The 17043-nt window shown below is 64.4% G+C and carries 14 protein-coding genes; 2 read left to right on the top strand and 12 right to left on the bottom strand.

Translation table 11 applies throughout. The features are described from left to right. Window positions 1-89: 89 nt before the first annotated feature. Window positions 90-2318: an ATP-binding protein gene (locus AC2CGW_RS21045; RefSeq protein WP_484574535.1), complete on the top strand. Its 2229-nt coding sequence runs from the start codon at window positions 90-92 to the stop codon at window positions 2316-2318. Window positions 2319-2478: 160 nt separating this feature from the next. Here the strand turns inward: AC2CGW_RS21045 and AC2CGW_RS21040 are convergent, their stop codons facing one another. The 10 genes from AC2CGW_RS21040 to AC2CGW_RS20995 form a co-directional block, all read right to left on the bottom strand. Next, window positions 2479-4665: a GAF domain-containing hybrid sensor histidine kinase/response regulator gene (locus tag AC2CGW_RS21040; RefSeq protein ID WP_484574534.1), complete on the bottom strand. Its 2187-nt coding sequence runs from the start codon at window positions 4663-4665 to the stop codon at window positions 2479-2481. Between the two features lie 116 nt (window positions 4666-4781). Further along, window positions 4782-5345 carry an NUDIX hydrolase gene (locus AC2CGW_RS21035; RefSeq protein ID WP_484574533.1) on the bottom strand — a complete coding sequence of 188 codons (564 nt, stop codon included), beginning with the start codon at window positions 5343-5345 and terminating at the stop codon, window positions 4782-4784. 21 nt (window positions 5346-5366) lie between these two features. Then, window positions 5367-6113, bottom strand: coding sequence for a GntR family transcriptional regulator (locus tag AC2CGW_RS21030; RefSeq protein WP_054892021.1), 747 nt, complete (start codon window positions 6111-6113; stop codon window positions 5367-5369). 86 nt (window positions 6114-6199) lie between these two features. Then, window positions 6200-6589, bottom strand: coding sequence for a carboxymuconolactone decarboxylase family protein (locus AC2CGW_RS21025; protein WP_054892020.1), 390 nt, complete (start codon window positions 6587-6589; stop codon window positions 6200-6202). Window positions 6590-6776: 187 nt separating this feature from the next. Then, window positions 6777-7262, bottom strand: coding sequence for a flavin reductase family protein (locus AC2CGW_RS21020; protein ID WP_065862551.1), 486 nt, complete (start codon window positions 7260-7262; stop codon window positions 6777-6779). Between the two features lie 13 nt (window positions 7263-7275). Beyond that, window positions 7276-8757 carry an aldehyde dehydrogenase gene (locus tag AC2CGW_RS21015; RefSeq protein WP_186711504.1) on the bottom strand — a complete coding sequence of 494 codons (1482 nt, stop codon included), beginning with the start codon at window positions 8755-8757 and terminating at the stop codon, window positions 7276-7278. Beyond that, entirely contained in the window at window positions 8754-9587 is an 834-nt protein-coding gene (locus AC2CGW_RS21010; RefSeq protein WP_484574532.1) for an alpha/beta fold hydrolase, read from the bottom strand. Before AC2CGW_RS21010 ends, AC2CGW_RS21015 begins: the two co-directional genes overlap by 4 nt. Before the next feature lie 60 nt (window positions 9588-9647). Further along, entirely contained in the window at window positions 9648-10244 is a 597-nt protein-coding gene (locus tag AC2CGW_RS21005; RefSeq protein WP_054892016.1) for an amino acid synthesis family protein, read from the bottom strand. 226 nt (window positions 10245-10470) lie between these two features. After that, on the bottom strand, window positions 10471-11514 hold the full coding sequence (locus tag AC2CGW_RS21000) for an LLM class flavin-dependent oxidoreductase (protein WP_484574531.1): 1044 nt from the start codon (window positions 11512-11514) through the stop codon (window positions 10471-10473). 141 nt (window positions 11515-11655) lie between these two features. After that, window positions 11656-12141, bottom strand: a complete 486-nt coding sequence (locus AC2CGW_RS20995) for a flavin reductase family protein (protein ID WP_186669144.1) — start codon at window positions 12139-12141, stop codon at window positions 11656-11658. A 318-nt stretch (window positions 12142-12459) separates the two neighbouring features. Between AC2CGW_RS20995 and AC2CGW_RS20990 the strand changes: the two genes are divergently transcribed. Continuing rightward, the gene (locus tag AC2CGW_RS20990) at window positions 12460-13863 is read left to right on the top strand and encodes a purine-cytosine permease family protein (RefSeq protein WP_186669146.1); all 1404 of its coding nucleotides are present in this window, start codon (window positions 12460-12462) and stop codon (window positions 13861-13863) included. 43 nt (window positions 13864-13906) lie between these two features. Here the strand turns inward: AC2CGW_RS20990 and AC2CGW_RS20985 are convergent, their stop codons facing one another. Continuing rightward, window positions 13907-15517, bottom strand: a complete 1611-nt coding sequence (locus AC2CGW_RS20985; RefSeq protein ID WP_484574594.1) for a methyl-accepting chemotaxis protein — start codon at window positions 15515-15517, stop codon at window positions 13907-13909. 247 nt (window positions 15518-15764) lie between these two features. Next, the gene (locus AC2CGW_RS20980; protein WP_484574530.1) at window positions 15765-16967 is read right to left on the bottom strand and encodes an NAD(P)/FAD-dependent oxidoreductase; all 1203 of its coding nucleotides are present in this window, start codon (window positions 16965-16967) and stop codon (window positions 15765-15767) included. Window positions 16968-17043: the final 76 nt, after the last annotated feature.

Below are 17043 nucleotides of genomic sequence, written 5' to 3'. Positions count from 1 at the left end.
GCACAGGCGGATGGAACATCTGCGCCGCGCGGGTTTCATATCCTCAGATACTCAATACAGTGCCTGGAAACACTGATGGTCTGCATGACATGAAATCACTACAGGACCGTGATACCGAACACGCTCGGCGCCCGGAGCCCGGCTTTCTGATCAACGGCGGCACGGTCGGCTCGCTGCTGCAGAGCCTGGAATGGACCGAATCGCCGCTTGGCGCCCCAGGCAGCTGGTCATCCGGCCTGCAGACGCTGATGGCCACCATCCTCCCGGCCAAGGCTCAGATCGTGCTGTTCTGGGGGCCCGAGTACGTGGCGCTCTACAACGATGCCTACGCCCCGACCATCGGTGCCAAGCACCCGCGTGCACTGGGGCGGCCGGCCCGCGAGCACTGGAGCGAATTGTGGGACGACCTCGAACCGTTGCTGCGCAATGTGCGTGAAACCGGCGAGACTTTCTCGGCGCGCGACCGGCCGTTCTACATCGAGCGCCGGGGCCTGGGCGAGACCGCCTATTTCGATGTCTCCTATTCGGCGGTACGCGAGGCCGATGGTAGCGTGGGTGGGGTGCTGTGCATCGTCACCGAGACCACCGAGCGCGTGCAGTTCGAGCGGCGTCAGTCGTTTCTGCTCGCGTTGGGCCGAGCGCTGCCGGAGATGGACGAACCCGAGGCGATCGAGACCTATGCCACGCGCCTGCTTGGTGAGGAGCTGGGCGCCTCCCGGGTGTTCTTCGCCGAGGACCTGGGCGATGACGAACGCTATGTCGTCGCCCGTGACTGGGTCGATGGGGTGCCGTCGCAAACGGGGGAGCACTTCTGGCGCCAACATGTCGGCTTGTTGCGTGAGCAATTGCAGGCGGGTCATGAGGTGCATGGCGACTACCCGGCTGGCGCCTCCAGGGACCTGTGCGCCAGCCTGAAGGTGCCGCTGCTGCGCGGCGGCGTGCTCGAGGCCATGCTGTGCGTCTACTTCAATCGCCCCCATGTATTCGCCGACGATGAGTGCCGGCTGGTGGAAGAGGCGGCCAAGCAGACCTGGTCGGCGATCATCCACGCCCGCGCCGAGCGGGCATTGCGCGCCAGCTCCGCACACCTGGAGGCCACGCTGGCCGAACTGATGACGCTCAATGCCACGCTGGAGGAACGGGTTGCCAGCATGCTGGCCGAGCGTGAGTCCGATCTCATGCAACTGCATGAGGCGCGCAAGATGGAGGCCGTTGGTCAACTGACCGGCGGCATTGCCCATGATTTCAACAACATGCTCACCCCGATCATCGCCTCGCTGGAGCTGATCGCCCGACGCCCGGACGACGCGGCGCGTTCGACGCGTCTGATCGAAGGCGCGCTACAGGCGGCGGAGCGGGCACGCAGCCTGGTCGGCCGCCTGCTCAGCTTCGCTCGGCGCCAGACGCTCAAGCCCCAGCCTGTTTCCCTCGCGGCACGGGTCGGTGACATGCACGAATTGATCACGCGTTCGCTGGGGCCGACCATCGAGGTGCAGGTCGATATCGACCCGGCGCTGCCGGCGGCCGTCGTGGACCCGCATCAACTGGAACTGGCGCTGCTCAACCTGGTGATCAACGCGCACGATGCGATGCCGGACGGTGGCAGGCTGAGGATCAGTGCGGGGCTGGACACCGCGCGGGCAGGTCGGCCGGCGGGGCCGGAGCGAGGGGCGATGGTGCGGCTGGAGGTGGCCGATAACGGCTGCGGCATGAGCGATGAGGTGCTGGCACGCTGCTGCGAGCCCTTCTATTCCACCAAGGGCACGGGCAAGGGCACCGGGCTTGGCCTGCCGATGGTGCAGGGGCTTGCGATGCAGTCTGGCGGCGGATTCGCCATTCGTTCGCAGCCGGGGCAAGGCACGACAGCGACACTGTGGCTGCCGATTACCGATGCCGAGACGTTGTGTGGGGATGAAACTGCGGGTGAAGTGTCCAGGCCGACGCGCCCGGTCAGGGTATTGCTGGTGGACGATGAAGCCATCGTGCTTCAGGCCACGGCAATGCAGTTGCGTGACCTGGGGTATGAAGTGAAAGCGGTCATGAGCGCGGCCGAGGCCGAGCAGGTGCTGGAGCAGGGGTTTGCCGTGGAAGTGCTGGTGACCGATCAGATGATGCCCGAGCGCACCGGCGCCGAGTTCGCCCAGGGGCTGCGGCGGCGTATGCCAGGGCTGCCGGTGTTGATCATCACCGGCTTTGCCAACCTTACGCCCAGTGAGCTCTGTGGTTTCGAGGTGTTGCGCAAGCCGTTCCGGCAGGCGGAGCTGGCGCAGAGCCTGGCGCGGTTACTGCCGCTGGTTTGCGCGCAAGCCGAGCGCTGACGCTGGTTTTTCTGTTTTGCGGGGGCGGGGCGGTTCGGCGCCCCGACTTGCCCGCGAATACGGGCGCAGCCCGTGCCATACAAAGCGGTGCCCTTTTCGCGGGCAAGCCCGCTCCTACAGATCCAGCTCTCACAGATCCAACGGACAGGGTGCAAGGCCGTTACAGGTGTTGTGTCAGCACTTTGTCCAGCAACTGGCACACCTGCTCGGCCGAATATGGCTTGGCCAGGAAGGCGAAGCCCTGGTGGCCGCCTTCGGCAATGGCATCACTGTAGCCGGAGGTGAGGATCACCGGCAGTTGCGGCCTGGTGCGGCGCAGTTCCCGGGCCAGAGCCAGGCCTCCCATGCCGGGCATTACCACGTCGGAAAACACCACATCGAAGCCCCGTGGTGTCATGTGCAACTGCGCCAGTGCATCCTCGGCACTGGTCGCCCAGCTGATCTGGTAGCCATGGTCCTTGAGAATCTGCGCGGTAAAGCTGCCGACGTCGCGGTTATCCTCCACCACCAGGATGCGCCGTGGCCGGCTGTCGATCGATGCGTTTGCCGCGCTGGCGAGGCTTTGTTCAGCTTCCGGTGTCGGGACCTGAGGCAGGTACAGGGTGAAGGTGGTGCCCTGGCCTGGCACGCTGGTGACCTGCACATCGCCGCCGGACTGCTTGACGAAGCCGAACACCTGCGAAAGGCCCAGGCCCGTGCCGTGGCCCGAGGGCTTGGTGGTGAAGAATGGGTCGAAGATGCGCTCCAGCAGTTCGTGGGCGATCCCGACGCCGCTGTCGATCACCGAGATCGCCGCGAACACGCCCGGCTGCCCCGCTTGCCCGCGTTGCCCCGGCATCACCTGGTCAGGCTGCAGGTGCAGGCGCAGCGTGCCTTCGCCGCTCATGGCGTCGCGGCCGTTGATCATCAGGTTGATCACCGCCGTTTCCAACTGGCCGAGGTCGGCGCGGATATGGCAGGGCGTGTCGGGCAGCTCAAGTTTGACCTGGATCCGTGCGCCGGTAGCGGTGTCGAGCATTTCGGCCATCGCCGCCAACTGCGGCCCGACTTCGAACACTTGCGGGCTCAGGGCCTGGCGCCGCGCGAAAGCGAGCAGTTGGCCAGTGAGCTTGGCACCGCGATCGACGGTGTCTGAGACGGTCTTGAGGTAGCGCTGGCGGCGGCTGTCGTCGAGGTCCGGGCGCTGCAGGAAATGCAGCGACGAGCGGATGATGGTCAGCAGGTTGTTGAAGTCGTGGGCGACGCCCCCGGTGAGCTGGCCGATGGCTTCGAGCTTCTGGGCCTGACGCAGCACGGCCTCGGTGTGCAGCAACTGTGCGGTACGTTCTTCGACACGCTGCTCAAGGGTAACGTTGAGCGACTCGAGCGCCTGCACCGCTTCGTGTACTTCGGCGTGTGCCTGAACCCGCTGGATGTGCGCCCAACTGCGTTCGGTGACTTCGCTGATCAGCGCCTGTTCGTAGCCGGTCCAGACACGCGGCTGCTTGTCATGGATGGCCATCAACGCCGTCAGGCGCCCATCCTTGATCAGCGGCATGCAGATGATCGCCGTGATGCCGATGGCCTGGAAGGTCGCGGCCTCCTGCGGTTCGAGCTCGCTTAGGTTGTCGTTGATCACCAGCGTCAGCCCCGCGCGCAGGCGCTGCACGGCGAGGCGGCCGAAGTCGGCGAGATGGTACTGGCCGAGCAGGCGTGGCGAGCCGGGCGTGACCCAGTCGCCGCAGATGGTGAAGCCGTCCTGATCGGGCTCCATCACGCCGTAGGCGCAGCTCGACAGACGCAGGTGTTCGCCCAGCTTGCGGGTGGTGATGGCCAGGATCCGGTCCGGGTCGGTGGCGTTGGCCACGGCGCGGCCGAGGTCGTCGAGGAAGTTCAGGCGGTGGTTGGCGACCACGCTGGCCGTGGTTTCGGTGACAGTGTCGAGCATGCCGACGATCTGGCCGTCCTGGTCGCGGATCGGGCTGTAGCAGAACGTGAAGTAGGCACGCTCCGGCCCGTTGTGGCGGTCGATGACCAGCGGGAAGTCTTCGATGTATACCGCCTCGCCGCCCAGGGCGCGGCGGGCCATGGCGCCGATATCGTTCCAGGCTTCATGCCAGACGTGGCTGAAGGGCCGACCGAGGGCTGGGGGCTTGCCGCCGAGGATTTCGCTGAAGGCGTCGTTGTGCAGGGTGATCAGGTCATTGCCCCACAGCACTGCTTGCGGGAAGCGCGAGGCCAGGCACAAGGCCACGGTAGTCTTGAGCACGTCGGGCCAGGCATCCAGTGGGCCCAGGGGCGTTTTTGCCCAGTCGTGATTGCGGATGCGTTCGGCCATGAGCCCGCCGCCTTCCAGCCATTTCGCCATGAGGTTTGCCGCTTCGTTTGCATGGAAGGGATAGGTTGCACCGAGAATGTCGGGCTGGCGAGAAATTTGTGGGGTTGTTTGGGTGTCGGGCCGTTGCGCGACAGGCGCGGGCCTGCTCAGCGCATGAAGTGCACTTTGCCGGTGTCGTCATTGCCCATGTAGATGCCATACACCCCGGCCTGGCGTTCGAGGATGTAGCGTTCGAGGATCTGGCGGATCGCCGGGTAGTAGATTGCGTCCCAGGGAATGTCCTCGGGCGCGAAGAAACGATAGTCGAGGGTCTCGCCGCCGAACTGGCCCGTCTCTTCGCTGGCGATGGCGCGGAAGATGATGTACACCTCGCTGATCTGCGGCACGCTGAAGATCGAGTAGGGCGAGACGATGTCGGCGCGTACGCCGGTTTCTTCCCAGACTTCGCGCAGCGCCGCCTGTTCGGTGGTTTCGCCGGCCTCCATGAAGCCTGCAGGTAGGGTCCAGGTCCCGGGGCGTGGCGGGATGGCACGCTGGCACAGCAGGTACTTGCCGTCGCGTTCGATGATGCAGCCGGCGATGATCTTCGGATTGATGTAGTGGATATAGCCGCAGGCGGGGCAGTGCAGGCGCTCGTGGGTGTCGCCGCTGGGAACGCCCCGGTCCAGTGCCGTGGTGCAGTGCGGGCAGTAGCGCGGGGCGTTGGGCATGATCGGTGGCCTGTGTGGGGGTTAAATGCGTGGATCCTTCAGCGCCAGGGGCTCGACCATGTCGCGGACCTTGGCATTGTCGTCCTGCTTCTGGCGCAGGTAGTCCAGCGCTACCTTGGCGGCGGCGCGTACATGGTCGACCGACGCCTGGTGAGCGGCCAGCGGATCGCCGCTCTTGATGGCCTCGACCATCTTCTCCATTTCACGGTTGCTGGCGCCGCGGCGGTTTTCCTGCGAGACCGAGGTGGCGCGCAGATAGCTGATACGGGCCTGCAACTGACGCAGCTGGGTGGCGGCGACGTGGTTGCCGGAGCCTTCGAGCAGCACATCGTAGAAGCCCTGTACCGAATCGAGCACCTGCTGCAGTTCGCCTTCCTCCAGCGCTTCGCGGTTCACGTCCAGGGCGCGCTCCAGGGCGCGGATGTCCTTGGCTTTGGCATTGAGGGTGAACAGCTGGACGATCAGGCCTTCGAGCACGCAGCGCAGCTCGTAGATGTCGCGGGCGTCTTCCAGGGTGATGATGGCCACGCGCGGGCCCTTGGCATCGGCGAACTCCACCAGGCCCTCGGACTCGAGGTGGCGCAGGGCTTCACGCACCGAGGTACGGCTGACGCCGAGACGGTCGCACAGGTCGCGCTCGACCAGACGGTCGCCCGGCAGCAGGTGGAAGTTCATGATCGCCCCGCGCAGCTTGTCGAGCACGATTTCGCGGAGCGTGACGGGGTTGCGGTTGACCTTGAAGCTGTCGTCGAGTGGCTGGCGTTTCATCAGGTGCGCTCTTTATGAGGCTGTTGCGCCAACGTCGGAGTGCCCCGAACCCAGGCGCTCCTTGCAGTGGTTCGAACAGCCCGCTGTTAACGGGTTGGCTCCGCATCGGCTTCGGCGAACGCTTCGCGGGCCAGGCGGAAGCTGTCCACCGCCGCGGGCACGCCGCAATAAATGCCGACCTGGAGCAGGATTTCGCGAATCTGTTCACGGCTCAGGCCATTGCGCAAGGCGCCGCGGATATGCAGCTTGAGCTCGTGGGGCCGGTTGAGGGCGGAAATCATCGCCAAGTTTATCATGCTGCGCTCTTTGAGCGATAAGCCGTCGCGGCCCCAGACATGGCCCCAGCAATACTCGGTGACCAGCTCCTGGAGTGGCTTGGTGAAGTCGTCGGCGTTCTGGATGGAGCGGTTGACGTAGTCCTCGCCCAGTACCTGGGTGCGGATCTGCAGACCCTTCTCGTACTTTTCATTGCTCATTGCAGTGCTCCGAATGAAAACAGGGGCCGCAACCGAGGGTGAGACGATTAGCGCGGCCCCAAAAAACAGGGTCATCGGCGTGGGCTTCTTCGCGGGTAAACCCGCTTCTACAGGGATCGCACAAATTCTGAACCCTGTGCAGTCCCTGTGGGAGCGGGTTTACCCGCGAAGCAGCCCGCGCGGTCTATCAGCCCAGCGAGGGCAGGGCACCCAGCTTGCCCTTGTGATAGACCATCGGCGTCACCGGCTCGGCCGGCAGCACCAGGTTTTTCACCGCACCAACGATGATCGCGTGATCGCCGCCGTCGTACTCGCGCCACAATTCGCACTCGATGATCGCCGTGGCCTTGGCCAGCAGCGGGTTGCCCAGCTCGCTCAGGTGCCAGTCGATGCCTTTGGCCTTGTCCTTGCCTTTACCTGCAAAGGCGTAGGCCTCGGCGGTCTGGTCGGCCGACAGCAGGTGAATGGCGAACTGCTTGCTGTCGCGCAGGATCGGGTAGGTGTCGGAGGCGTAGTTGGGGCAGAACAGCACCAGCGCCGGCTCGATCGACAGCGCGCTGAAGGCGCTGGCGGTGATGCCGACGATGCCGCCATCGCCATCGAGCGTGGTGACCACGGTCACGCCGGATGGGAAGGAGCCCATCACGTCTTTGTAGATGCCAGGTTCGATCATCTCGTGCTCCTTCTCAACGCATCACAAACGGATCGGGCATCGGCGCCGTGGACAGGTTGATCCACACGGTCTTCAGCTCGGTATAGGCCAGCACCGAATCGATGCCGCTCTCGCGGCCGTAGCCGCTGTTCTTGAAACCACCGATCGGCGCCATGGCCGAGACCGCGCGGTAGGTGTTGACCCAGATGATCCCCGAGCGCACGTCGCGCGCCAGGCGATGGGCGCGGCCCAGGTCGCGGGTCCAGATGCCGGCGGCCAGGCCGAACTGCGAGTCGTTGGCCATGGCCAGCGCTTCTTCCTCGGTCTTGAAGCGGATCACCGCGGCGACCGGGCCGAATACTTCTTCCTGCATGATGGTCATCGAGTTGCTGTCGCACTCGAACAGGGTCGGCTCGTAGAACCAGCCGTCGCCTTCGACCTCGGCGCGCTTGCCACCTAGGCGCAGCTTGGCGCCCTCGGCCTTGGCCGCAGCGACCAGACCTTCGACCACGGCCAGTTGCTGGGCGGTGGCCATCGGGCCCATCTCACTGGCATCGTCCTGCGGGTTGCCGATGCGGATGCGCTTGGCCCGCTCGATCAGGCGCTCGACGAACTCGTCGAAGATCTCGTCCTGCACCAGCAGGCGCGAGCCGGCCACGCAGCTTTGCCCGGAGGCGGCATAGATGCCGGCCACTGCGCCATTGATGGCGCTTTCCAGGTCGGCGTCGGCGAAGATGATGTTCGGCGACTTGCCGCCCAGCTCCAGCGACAGCTTGGCGAAGTTCTCGGCGCTGCTGCGCACCACATGGCGGGCTGTGGCGGCGCCGCCGGTGAAGGCGATCTTGCGTACCAGCGGATGACGGGTGAGCGCAGCACCGGTGCTTGGGCCGTAGCCGGTGACCACGTTGACCACGCCCGCCGGGAAGCCGGCTTCCAGCGCCAGGCGGGCCAGCTCCAGGATAGTGGCAGACGCATGCTCGGAGGGTTTGAGCACGATGGTGTTGCCCGCAGCCAGGGCCGGGGCGAGCTTGATCGCGGTGAGGTACAGCGGGCTGTTCCACGGAATGATGCCCGCCACCACGCCGATGGGCTCGTGCACGGTGTAGGCGAACAGGTCGGGCTTGTCCAGCGGCAGGGTGCCGCCTTCGAGCTTGTCGGCAAGGCCTGCGGTGTAGTGGAAGAACTCCGGCAGGTAGCCGACCTGGCCGCGGGTCTCGCGGATCAGCTTGCCGTTGTCGCGGCTTTCGAGCTGGGCCAGGTGCTCCTTGTTCTCGGCGATCAGGTCACCCAGGCGGCGCAGCAGCTTGCCCCGTGCGGTGGCGGTGAGCCCGCGCCAGGCCTTGCTGTCGAAGGCACGCTGGGCGGCCTGTACCGCCAGCTCGACGTCCTGCTCGCCGGCGTCGGGCAATTGTGCCCAGGGCTGGGCGGTGGCCGGGTCGAGGCTGTCGAAGGTCTTGCCGCTCTGGGCATCGCGCCACTGGCCGTCGATGCACATCTGGAAACGAACGAGGGTCATGCAACTATCCCCTTGGCGGATTCGGTGAGGGTGCGGGCTTGGCTCAGGAAGTCCAGCAGCATGCGGTTGACTTCGCGCGGAGCCTCAACGGGCATCATATGCCGTTGTTCGGGCAGGACCACGCTGCGGGCGCCGGGAATGCGCGCGGCGAGCTGGCGGGTCATGGCCGGGGTGGAGCCGGAATCGAGTTCGCCGGTGGCGATCAGCGTTGGCACCTGGATGCTGCCCAAGTCCGCTTCGCGGTACATGTCCTGGGTGGCGAACAGCGAATAGGTGGTGTGGTAGCCCTGGGGGTCGTTGCTGGCCAGCACCTGGCGGATGGCCGCGACCTGGGCCGGGTTGGCCGCCTTGTACTCGCGGCTGAACCAACGGTCCAGCGCCGCGTCGACGTTGGCGTCCGGACCAAGCTCGGCAGCCTGCGCGGCGCGGGCGATGACACCGGCGCTCTGCTCGGGGCTGCGGTTGAACACGCTGTTGAGCACGACCAGTGCCGACAACCGCTGCGGGTAGTGCAGGGCGAAGGCGCGCGCGACCAGTCCGCCCATGGAGAAGCCGATGACGGTGGCCTGGGGGATCTGCAGGTGGTCGAGCAGTTCGGCGAGCTGGGTGGCGTAGCCTTGCAGGTCGGTGTCCGGCGCGGGCAGCGCGCTCTGGCCATGGCCGAGCATGTCGTAGGCGATGACCCGGTAGTCGGTGGACAGGCCGACGAACTGGCCACCCCACATTTCCTTGTTCAGGCCCACGCCGTGGATCAGCACCACGGGTTGGCCCTGGCCGAGGCTCAGGTAGCTGGTCCCGGCAGGTGTACGTTCAGCGATAGGCTGAATCATGGATGGCGCTCCTTGAAAGGCCGGTGCCGTGACGCTTGGCTCCGGCCTGTCTGCTTATTGTTATTGAGCGTTGGCTTTCTCGGCAGCCAGTTCTTCCAGGTCGATGTAGCGGTTGCCGATGCGCGGGTGCAGACGGCCGCCGTCGGAGGCGCCCAGGACCACGACGATCTCGTCGGCGCGCGGGGCGTCTTCGATCTGCATTTCCAGGGTGATGTAGTGCGAGCGCAGGCCTTCGTCGTCCTTCTGCATCATCGGGATCTGGATCGAGGTGCCCGGGCCGCCGCGCTTGTTGGTGAAGCTCAGGTAGCTCTTGGCCTGGACCGCTTCACGGTAGTGGTTGCCAAAGCGCAGGGTGTGGATCACCGCCGACGCGTGCTCGATCTCACCCTCGGCACCGACCACGGCCGCCTTGCCGTATGCCTCGATCTTGTCGGCCCCGCCGATGGCGGCGGTCAGGCGCTCGACCATCAGCGCACCCAGTTCAGAGCAGTTGGCGCGGATTTCCGGCTTGAGGTCTTCGACGAAACCACGGCCAGCCCATGGGTTCTTGATTACTACGGCCAGGCCGACCATGGTCACGGGTTTGTCGGTGGCCTTGCCGCCTTCGATGCGGGTTTCTTCGGAGTAGGTGACGATCTTGCGGATTTCGAAACTCATGGGGGGCTCCTGGATTTTTGGGTTATCAGGCTTTGTTGTCTGATGGTATACCATAATATTGGATGTGCAAGAGGAATGCTGAATTTCTCTTGCACGGTTGCCTGTTAGGGCCCTATCGCGGGCAAGCCCGCTTCTGCAGGGCGCGAGAGGGCTGCTACAGGCAAAAAAATGCCCACCCCCGCACGCAGGAGCGGGCCGTTCCCGCAATCAATCAGACAAAAGGCATTCAGCTGAACGCAGGCACCACTTCCTTGATGAACAGCTCCAGCGATTTGCGTTTCTCTTCGTGCGGCAGGCTGTTGTCACACCAGAAGCTGAACTCGTCGACGCCAAGCTCCTGGTAGTACTTGATCCGCGCGATGATCTCTTCGGGGGTGCCGATCATGGTGTTCTTGCGGATGTTCTCCAGCGCGAACGCCGGCACCTCGGCGAACTTGGACTCGGGGCTGGGCTCCAGGAATCCGTTGACCGGGGTGGTCTTGTTACCGAACCAGGCATCGAAGGTGCGATAGAAGCGCGAGATCGCCTGGGCGCCGATCTTCCAGCCATCAGGCTCGGCCGGGCTGTGCACGTGGGTGTGGCGCAGCACCATCAGTTGCGGGCGCGGCACGTCTGGGTTGTTGTCCAGGGCGGCCTGGAACTTGTTCTTCAGGTCCAGCACCTCTTCGTCACCCTTCATCAGCGGGGTGACCATGACATTGCAGCCATGCTTGACCGCGAAGTTGTGCGAGTCCGGGTCACGGGCGGCGATCCACATCGGTGGCATGCCGTGCTGCACTGGCTTGGGCACGCTGGTAGAGGTGGGGAAGTTGTACACCTCGCCTTTATGGGCGTAGTCGCCCTGCCACAGGGCGCGAACCGCCGGGACCATCTCGCGCAGGGCCTTGCCACCGTCGGTGGCGGGCATGCCACCGGCCATGCGGTCGAACTCGAACTGGTAGGCGCCGCGGGCCAGGCCCACTTCCATGCGGCCGTTGCTGATCACATCGAGCAGGGCGCATTCGCCCGCCACGCGGATCGGATTCCAGAACGGCGCGATGATGGTGCCGGCGCCCAGGCGAATGGTCTCGGTACGGGCAGCCAGGTAGGCCAGCAGCGGCATGGGGCTGGGCGAGATGGTGTATTCCATGGCGTGGTGTTCGCCGATCCATACGGTGCTGAAACCGCCGTGCTCGGCCATCAGGGTCAGTTCGGTCAGGTCTTCGAACAGCTGGCGGTGGCTGACCTGGTCATCCCAACGTTCCATGTGTACGAACAGCGAAAATTTCATGGGGCTTTCCTCGGAGCTTGTTGTGGTCGATGTGGGGACGGCGCGGCACAGGGAAACACGCCGCGTCCGGAATGACACCGGCTTTGCCGGTGATCGCGGGACGAGCCCGCTCCCACAGAGTCTTGCGTCGAACTGCAGGTATCAGGCGAAGGCGGGCAGGCTGGCCATCTTGCCGCGGCAGTAGACCATCGGTCGTGGGGCGTCCTCAGGCACGATCAGGTTGTGTACCTTGCCGACCATGATGGCGTGATCGCCGCCTTCGTATTCGCGCCACAACTCGCACTCGATGATCGCGGTGGCCCCGGCCAGCAGCGGGTTGCCCAGCTCGCTCAGGGTCCACTGGATGCCGCTGGCCTTGTCCTTGCCCTTCTTGGCGAATGCATAGGCTTCGGCCTGCTGTTCGCCGGACAGCAGATGAATGGCGAAGCGCTTCTGCTTGATCAGTACAGGGTAGGAGTCGGAGCTGTAGTTGGGGCAGAACAGCACCAGCGGCGGGTCCATGGACAGGGAAGAAAAGGCGCTGGCAGTGAGGCCGACGACCGAGCCGTCGTCGTCCAGGGTGGTGATGACCGTGACGCCGGACGGGAAGGAACCCAGGACGTGCTTGTAGACGGTTGCGTCGATCATGGCGTGTACCTCTAAGGGGCGTGCGGTGGTCCGCGTTTTTTATCGTTGATGTGTCTGATGGTATACCGTAATACCTATATTGCAAGCAGAATTTTCCACGCACCGGAACACACGATGAACGGTAAAGGCCCCGTATTCATTGGTCTTGACGACTAGAGCCCTGCGCCACAGTGGCGCACAAGGCAGATCAGATGCGCTGAAAAAACGCGGCGCAGTGTTGTCAAAAGTTTGGAATACCATAATATGGTCTTCAGCTGAGAGGCCGCCTCGAGCGGTTTCCATACAACGATAAAAATGATCCTTTCGAGCTGAAATCCTATGTCCCAACCGTCGTCGCAACACCAGTTTGTCGAGAATCATACGGTCGATCATGTTCCCCCCTCCGAGCGCCACGGGAAGGCGCGCGACCTCTTCACCCTCTGGTTCAGCACCAATATCGCGCCACTGCCGATCGTCACCGGCGCGATGGTGGTCCAGGTGTTCCACCTGAACCTGCTGTGGGGGCTGGTCGCCATCGTGATGGGGCATCTGCTGGGCGGGATCGTCATCGCCCTGGCCTCTGCGCAGGGACCGCAGCTGGGCATTCCGCAGATGGTGCAGAGCCGCGGCCAGTTCGGGCGCTACGGCGCCTTGCTGATCGTGTTCTTCACCGCGCTGATCTATGTCGGCTTCTTCATTTCCAACATCGTCCTGGCGGGCAAGTCGATCCACGGTATCGCCCCGAGCGTGCCGATGCCCACGGCCATCGTCATTGGTGCCCTGAGCGCTACGGCCATCGGTGTGATCGGCTATCGCTTCATTCATAGCCTGAACCGCATCGGTACCTGGGTGATGGGCTCGGCGTTGCTGGCCGGCTTCATCATGATGTTCGCCCAGGAACTGCCGGCAGACTTCTTCAGCCGCGGCGCCTTCAACCTGTCGGGCTTCATCGCCACGGTGTCGCTGGGCACCATCTGGCAGATCAGCTTCTCGCCCTACACCTCGGATTATTCGCGTTACCTGCCGCGTGAGATCGGTATCGCCAAGCCGTTCTGGGCGACCTATTTCGGCGCGACCCTGGGCACCATCCTGTGTTTCAGCTTCGGGGCAGTGGCGGTGCTGTGCGTGCCGGAAGGTACTGATGCGATGGATGCGGTGAAGCAGGCCACCGGCTGGCTGGGGCCGATCCTGATGGTGCTGTTCCTGCTCAATATCATCAGCCACAACGCGCTCAACCTGTATGGTGCGGTGCTGTCGATCGTCACCGCGATCCAGACGTTCGTCGCTCACTGGACGCCGAGCGTGCGGGTGCGGGTAGTGCTGGCGTCGGTGATCCTGCTCGGGTGCGGGCTGGTGGCGCTGAATGCCTCGGCGGGGTTCATCGGCCAGTTCATCGGCCTGATCCTGGCACTGCTGCTGGTGCTGGTGCCCTGGGCGTCGATCAACCTGGTGGACTTCTACCTGATCAAGAAGGGCGAATACGACATCGCTTCGTTCTTCCGCGCCGATGGCGGGATCTACGGGCGCTTCAACCACCACGCCATCGTCGCCTATGTGTGCGGGATTCTGGTGCAACTGCCGTTCGCCAATACGGCGTTGTATGTGGGGCCGTATTCGAACATCGTCGAGGGCGCGGACCTGTCGTGGCTGTTCGGGTTGCTGGTGACGGTGCCGCTCTATTATTGCCTGGCGACTCGCGGCACGGCGGTGAAGGCGGGACGTGCAGTAGGTGTGAGCGACTAGTTGGTTGGCAAGAGGGCCGCAAAGCGGCCCCCGGTGTTTCAGTTCACACCTTGAACTGCGCCACCATCCCGTTCAATTCCACCGCCAGGCGCGACAGATCCTGCGCCGCAGCGCTGGTCTGGTTGGCGCCCGCCGAGGTCTGCATCGCCAGGTCGCGGATGTTCACCAGGTTGCGGTCCACCTCACGTGCCACCTGGGCCTGCTCTTCGGATGCGCTGGCGATCACCAGGTTGCGCTGGTTGATCGCGGCGATCGCCTCGGCAATCAGTTCCAGGGCCTGGCCCGCCGCCTGGGCGATCTCCAGGGTGCCGCTGGCACGGCCCTGGCTGCTGTGCATCGAGCCCACGGCGCGCTCGGTGCCGGTCTGGATACCCCCGATCATCTGTTCGATTTCTGCGGTGGACTGCTGGGTCCGGTGCGCCAGTGCCCGCACTTCATCGGCGACCACGGCAAAACCACGCCCGGCCTCACCGGCCCGTGCGGCTTCGATGGCGGCGTTGAGCGCCAGCAGGTTGGTCTGCCCGGCGATCGAGCCGATCACATCGAGCACGCGGCTGATTTCGTTGGCGCTGTTGGCCAGCTGTTCGATCTCGCTGGAGGTGCCGGTGACGTCCTCGACCAGTTGCTGGATCGAGCTCAGTGCCTGGTTGACCTGGTCGCGGCCATCGCGGGTGGTCTGGTCGGCGCCCTGGGAGGCGTCGGCGGTGCTGACCGCGTTGTTGGCCACTTCCTCGACGGCAGCTGTCATCTGGTTGACGGCCGTGGCGGCCTGGTCGATCTCGGCACTTTGCTGGTGCAGGCCGCGGCTGGTGTCTTCGGTGACGGTGTGCAGCTCTTCGGACGCCGAGGCCAGTTGGTCGGACGAGGCGGCGATCTTGCGGATGGTGTCGCGCAGGCTTTCCTGCATGCGGCTCAAGGCCCGCAGCAGCAGCGCCGGCTCGTCACGACCGACGATGCGGATTTCCTGGGTCAGGTCGCCGGTGGCCACGCGCTCGGCGACGCTCACGGCTTCGGCCAGCGGTACGACGATGCTGCGAGTCAGCAGCACGGCGATGGCCACCAGCGCGAGGATGATCACCACCAACGACAGCACGATCAGGGCAAAGGCTTCGTCATAGGCGTCACTGCTGCGCTGCGAGGCTTTGTCGGCACCGTCGGAGTTGTACTGGATCAGGGTGCCGAGCGCTTTCATCATCGAGTCGGCGTATTCGGCCAGCGGGCCGTTGACCAGGCGTTTGGCCTCGACAATGTCGCCATTGGCCGCGGCATCGCGGATCGACTTCTGCAGGCCGTGGTAGCGCTGGGCGAGGGAGACGAAGTTATCGAACAGGGCGCGGTCGTCCTTTTCGATGATGGTCGATTCGTAGGATTTGATGCCTACCTCGAGCGAAGCATTGATCTCGCCGATGCGGCCGAGAGTTGCCTGGCGGACGGCGGGGTCTTCCTCGATCACGCTGCGCAGAGTCATGGCGCGGGCGCGACCGAGATTGGTGCTGACCTCGTTCAGATAAATGATCGCCGGAATCCAGGTGACACGGATCTCATCGGTGGCGCTGTCCATGCGCCGGGTTTCGTACAGCGATATCAAGCCCATGACCAGTACCAGGACGCCCAGCAGCGTAAATACGCTGGCTGCCCGGATACCGATCTTCATATTCCTTAACTGCATGGAGCTACTCCTTGAATGTGGCGTGCAGGCTTCAAGCGCTGGGGCGCGGGGCCGGAACCGGCGAAAGGGCCAGGCGTCTCGGTGCGCTGCGGGAAAGTACAATATCCTTAACTTTAGTGGGTTTTTTGACGTCAATAATGCCACGGTGCCACTATTATTGACCAGTCATTCAATGTAACTACAGGTACAAACAGATCCGTCATTTTTTGACGGATCTGTCAGGTTTATTCGCTTAAACGATGGCGATCATTGGATCGGCAGCGGCCAGGGCCTTGCTGCGATCAGCCTCTGGCGGGTAGATCCACACCGAGTTGATCTGGCGCTTGAGCTGCTTGCCTTCGTCACCCTGCAGCTTCAGTTCACGTTCCCAACCTTCGCTGAACGCCGCGCCCCAGTCGCCCAGGTCGAGGCAGGTGACGTACTTGGGCTGGCGATACACCACCGGCGCCTCGCCGAGCAGGTCGGCCATGGCATTGTTGCCCGAGTGACGGCCCATGGGGATGGCATGCTGGCAGGTCATCAGCGCGTGGTTGCCCAGGTCATCGACTGCAGCCCAGGCCACGTCGCCGGTGGCGTAGATGTACTGCTGACCGATGACCTTGAGGTGCTCGTCGACGCGCAGGCGGCCCTGGCCATCGCGCTCGCCGGCGATATGCGCGGTCAGCGGGCTGGCCTTGACGCCTGCGGTCCAGATCACCGTCTTGCTGGCGATGTACTCGCCGTTATCCAGGGGCACGCCACCGGTATCCACCGCGATCACCGAAGCATTGGTGAGCCATTGCACGCCGGCTTGCTGCGAGGCGGCAACGATGGCTGGGGTGATGCCTGCACCGAGGGCTGCGCCGACCTGTGCGCCGCGATCAATCACGATCACGCGGATATTGGCCTGCTCGCCGAGTACTGCGCGCAAGCGGGCAGGCATTTCGGTGGCGGTCTCGATACCGGTGAAACCGCCGCCGCACACCACCACGGTGTCGCGGGCCGGGGAGGCCGGCAGGCTGGCGAGGTCGGTCAGGTGCCTCTCCAGCTTGATCGCCGACTCCATCTGGTCGACATCGAAGCTGTGCTGGTCCAGGCCCGGTAAGGCGGGGCGGGCGACCTGGCTGCCGGCGGCCAGCACCAGGCGGTCATAACCCAGGTGGCGGGTCTGGCCATTGGCGTCGATATAGGTGACCGAGCGTGCGTCGGCATCGATGGATTGGGCATGGCCCTGGATGAAATTCACCCCTACAGCCTCGAACAGCTCGCCAAGCGGCGCTTTCATCGAGTGCACATCGGCCTCGTAGAAGCGCGGGCGGATGCGCAGCTCGGCCTGCGGTGCGAGCACGCTGATGTGGATGTCGCCACGCTTGGCGAGGTCGAGCAGGCGGGCGGCACTCAGGGCGCTCCAGACGCCGGCAAAACCGGCACCGATGATCAGGATGTGTGGATTCATGGACAGGCTCCGCGAGAGGGTCGAAGGGTTTTGGGTCGAGGTTCGGCGTGCATTGCTGCGCTTGCCGAGTAACTAC

The organism is Pseudomonas sp. SYWMCR5 (genome assembly GCF_057197165.1).
Note: the sequence above shows the minus strand (reverse complement) of the source record. Positions and strands in the feature narration are given on the sequence as shown.

What these genes read in the sequence shown, in the direction of transcription:
- AC2CGW_RS21045 (WP_484574535.1), top strand. Translation starts at nt 90, where the DNA reads ATGAAATCACTACAGGACCGTGATACCGAACACGCTCGGCGCCCGGAG.
- AC2CGW_RS21040 (WP_484574534.1), bottom strand. Translation starts at nt 4,665, where the DNA reads ATGGCGAAATGGCTGGAAGGCGGCGGGCTCATGGCCGAACGCATCCGC.
- AC2CGW_RS21035 (WP_484574533.1), bottom strand. Translation starts at nt 5,345, where the DNA reads ATGCCCAACGCCCCGCGCTACTGCCCGCACTGCACCACGGCACTGGAC.
- AC2CGW_RS21030 (WP_054892021.1), bottom strand. Translation starts at nt 6,113, where the DNA reads ATGAAACGCCAGCCACTCGACGACAGCTTCAAGGTCAACCGCAACCCC.
- AC2CGW_RS21025 (WP_054892020.1), bottom strand. Translation starts at nt 6,589, where the DNA reads ATGAGCAATGAAAAGTACGAGAAGGGTCTGCAGATCCGCACCCAGGTA.
- AC2CGW_RS21020 (WP_065862551.1), bottom strand. Translation starts at nt 7,262, where the DNA reads ATGATCGAACCTGGCATCTACAAAGACGTGATGGGCTCCTTCCCATCC.
- AC2CGW_RS21015 (WP_186711504.1), bottom strand. Translation starts at nt 8,757, where the DNA reads ATGACCCTCGTTCGTTTCCAGATGTGCATCGACGGCCAGTGGCGCGAT.
- AC2CGW_RS21010 (WP_484574532.1), bottom strand. Translation starts at nt 9,587, where the DNA reads ATGATTCAGCCTATCGCTGAACGTACACCTGCCGGGACCAGCTACCTG.
- AC2CGW_RS21005 (WP_054892016.1), bottom strand. Translation starts at nt 10,244, where the DNA reads ATGAGTTTCGAAATCCGCAAGATCGTCACCTACTCCGAAGAAACCCGC.
- AC2CGW_RS21000 (WP_484574531.1), bottom strand. Translation starts at nt 11,514, where the DNA reads ATGAAATTTTCGCTGTTCGTACACATGGAACGTTGGGATGACCAGGTC.
- AC2CGW_RS20995 (WP_186669144.1), bottom strand. Translation starts at nt 12,141, where the DNA reads ATGATCGACGCAACCGTCTACAAGCACGTCCTGGGTTCCTTCCCGTCC.
- AC2CGW_RS20990 (WP_186669146.1), top strand. Translation starts at nt 12,460, where the DNA reads ATGTCCCAACCGTCGTCGCAACACCAGTTTGTCGAGAATCATACGGTC.
- AC2CGW_RS20985 (WP_484574594.1), bottom strand. Translation starts at nt 15,517, where the DNA reads ATGAAGATCGGTATCCGGGCAGCCAGCGTATTTACGCTGCTGGGCGTC.
- AC2CGW_RS20980 (WP_484574530.1), bottom strand. Translation starts at nt 16,967, where the DNA reads ATGAATCCACACATCCTGATCATCGGTGCCGGTTTTGCCGGCGTCTGG.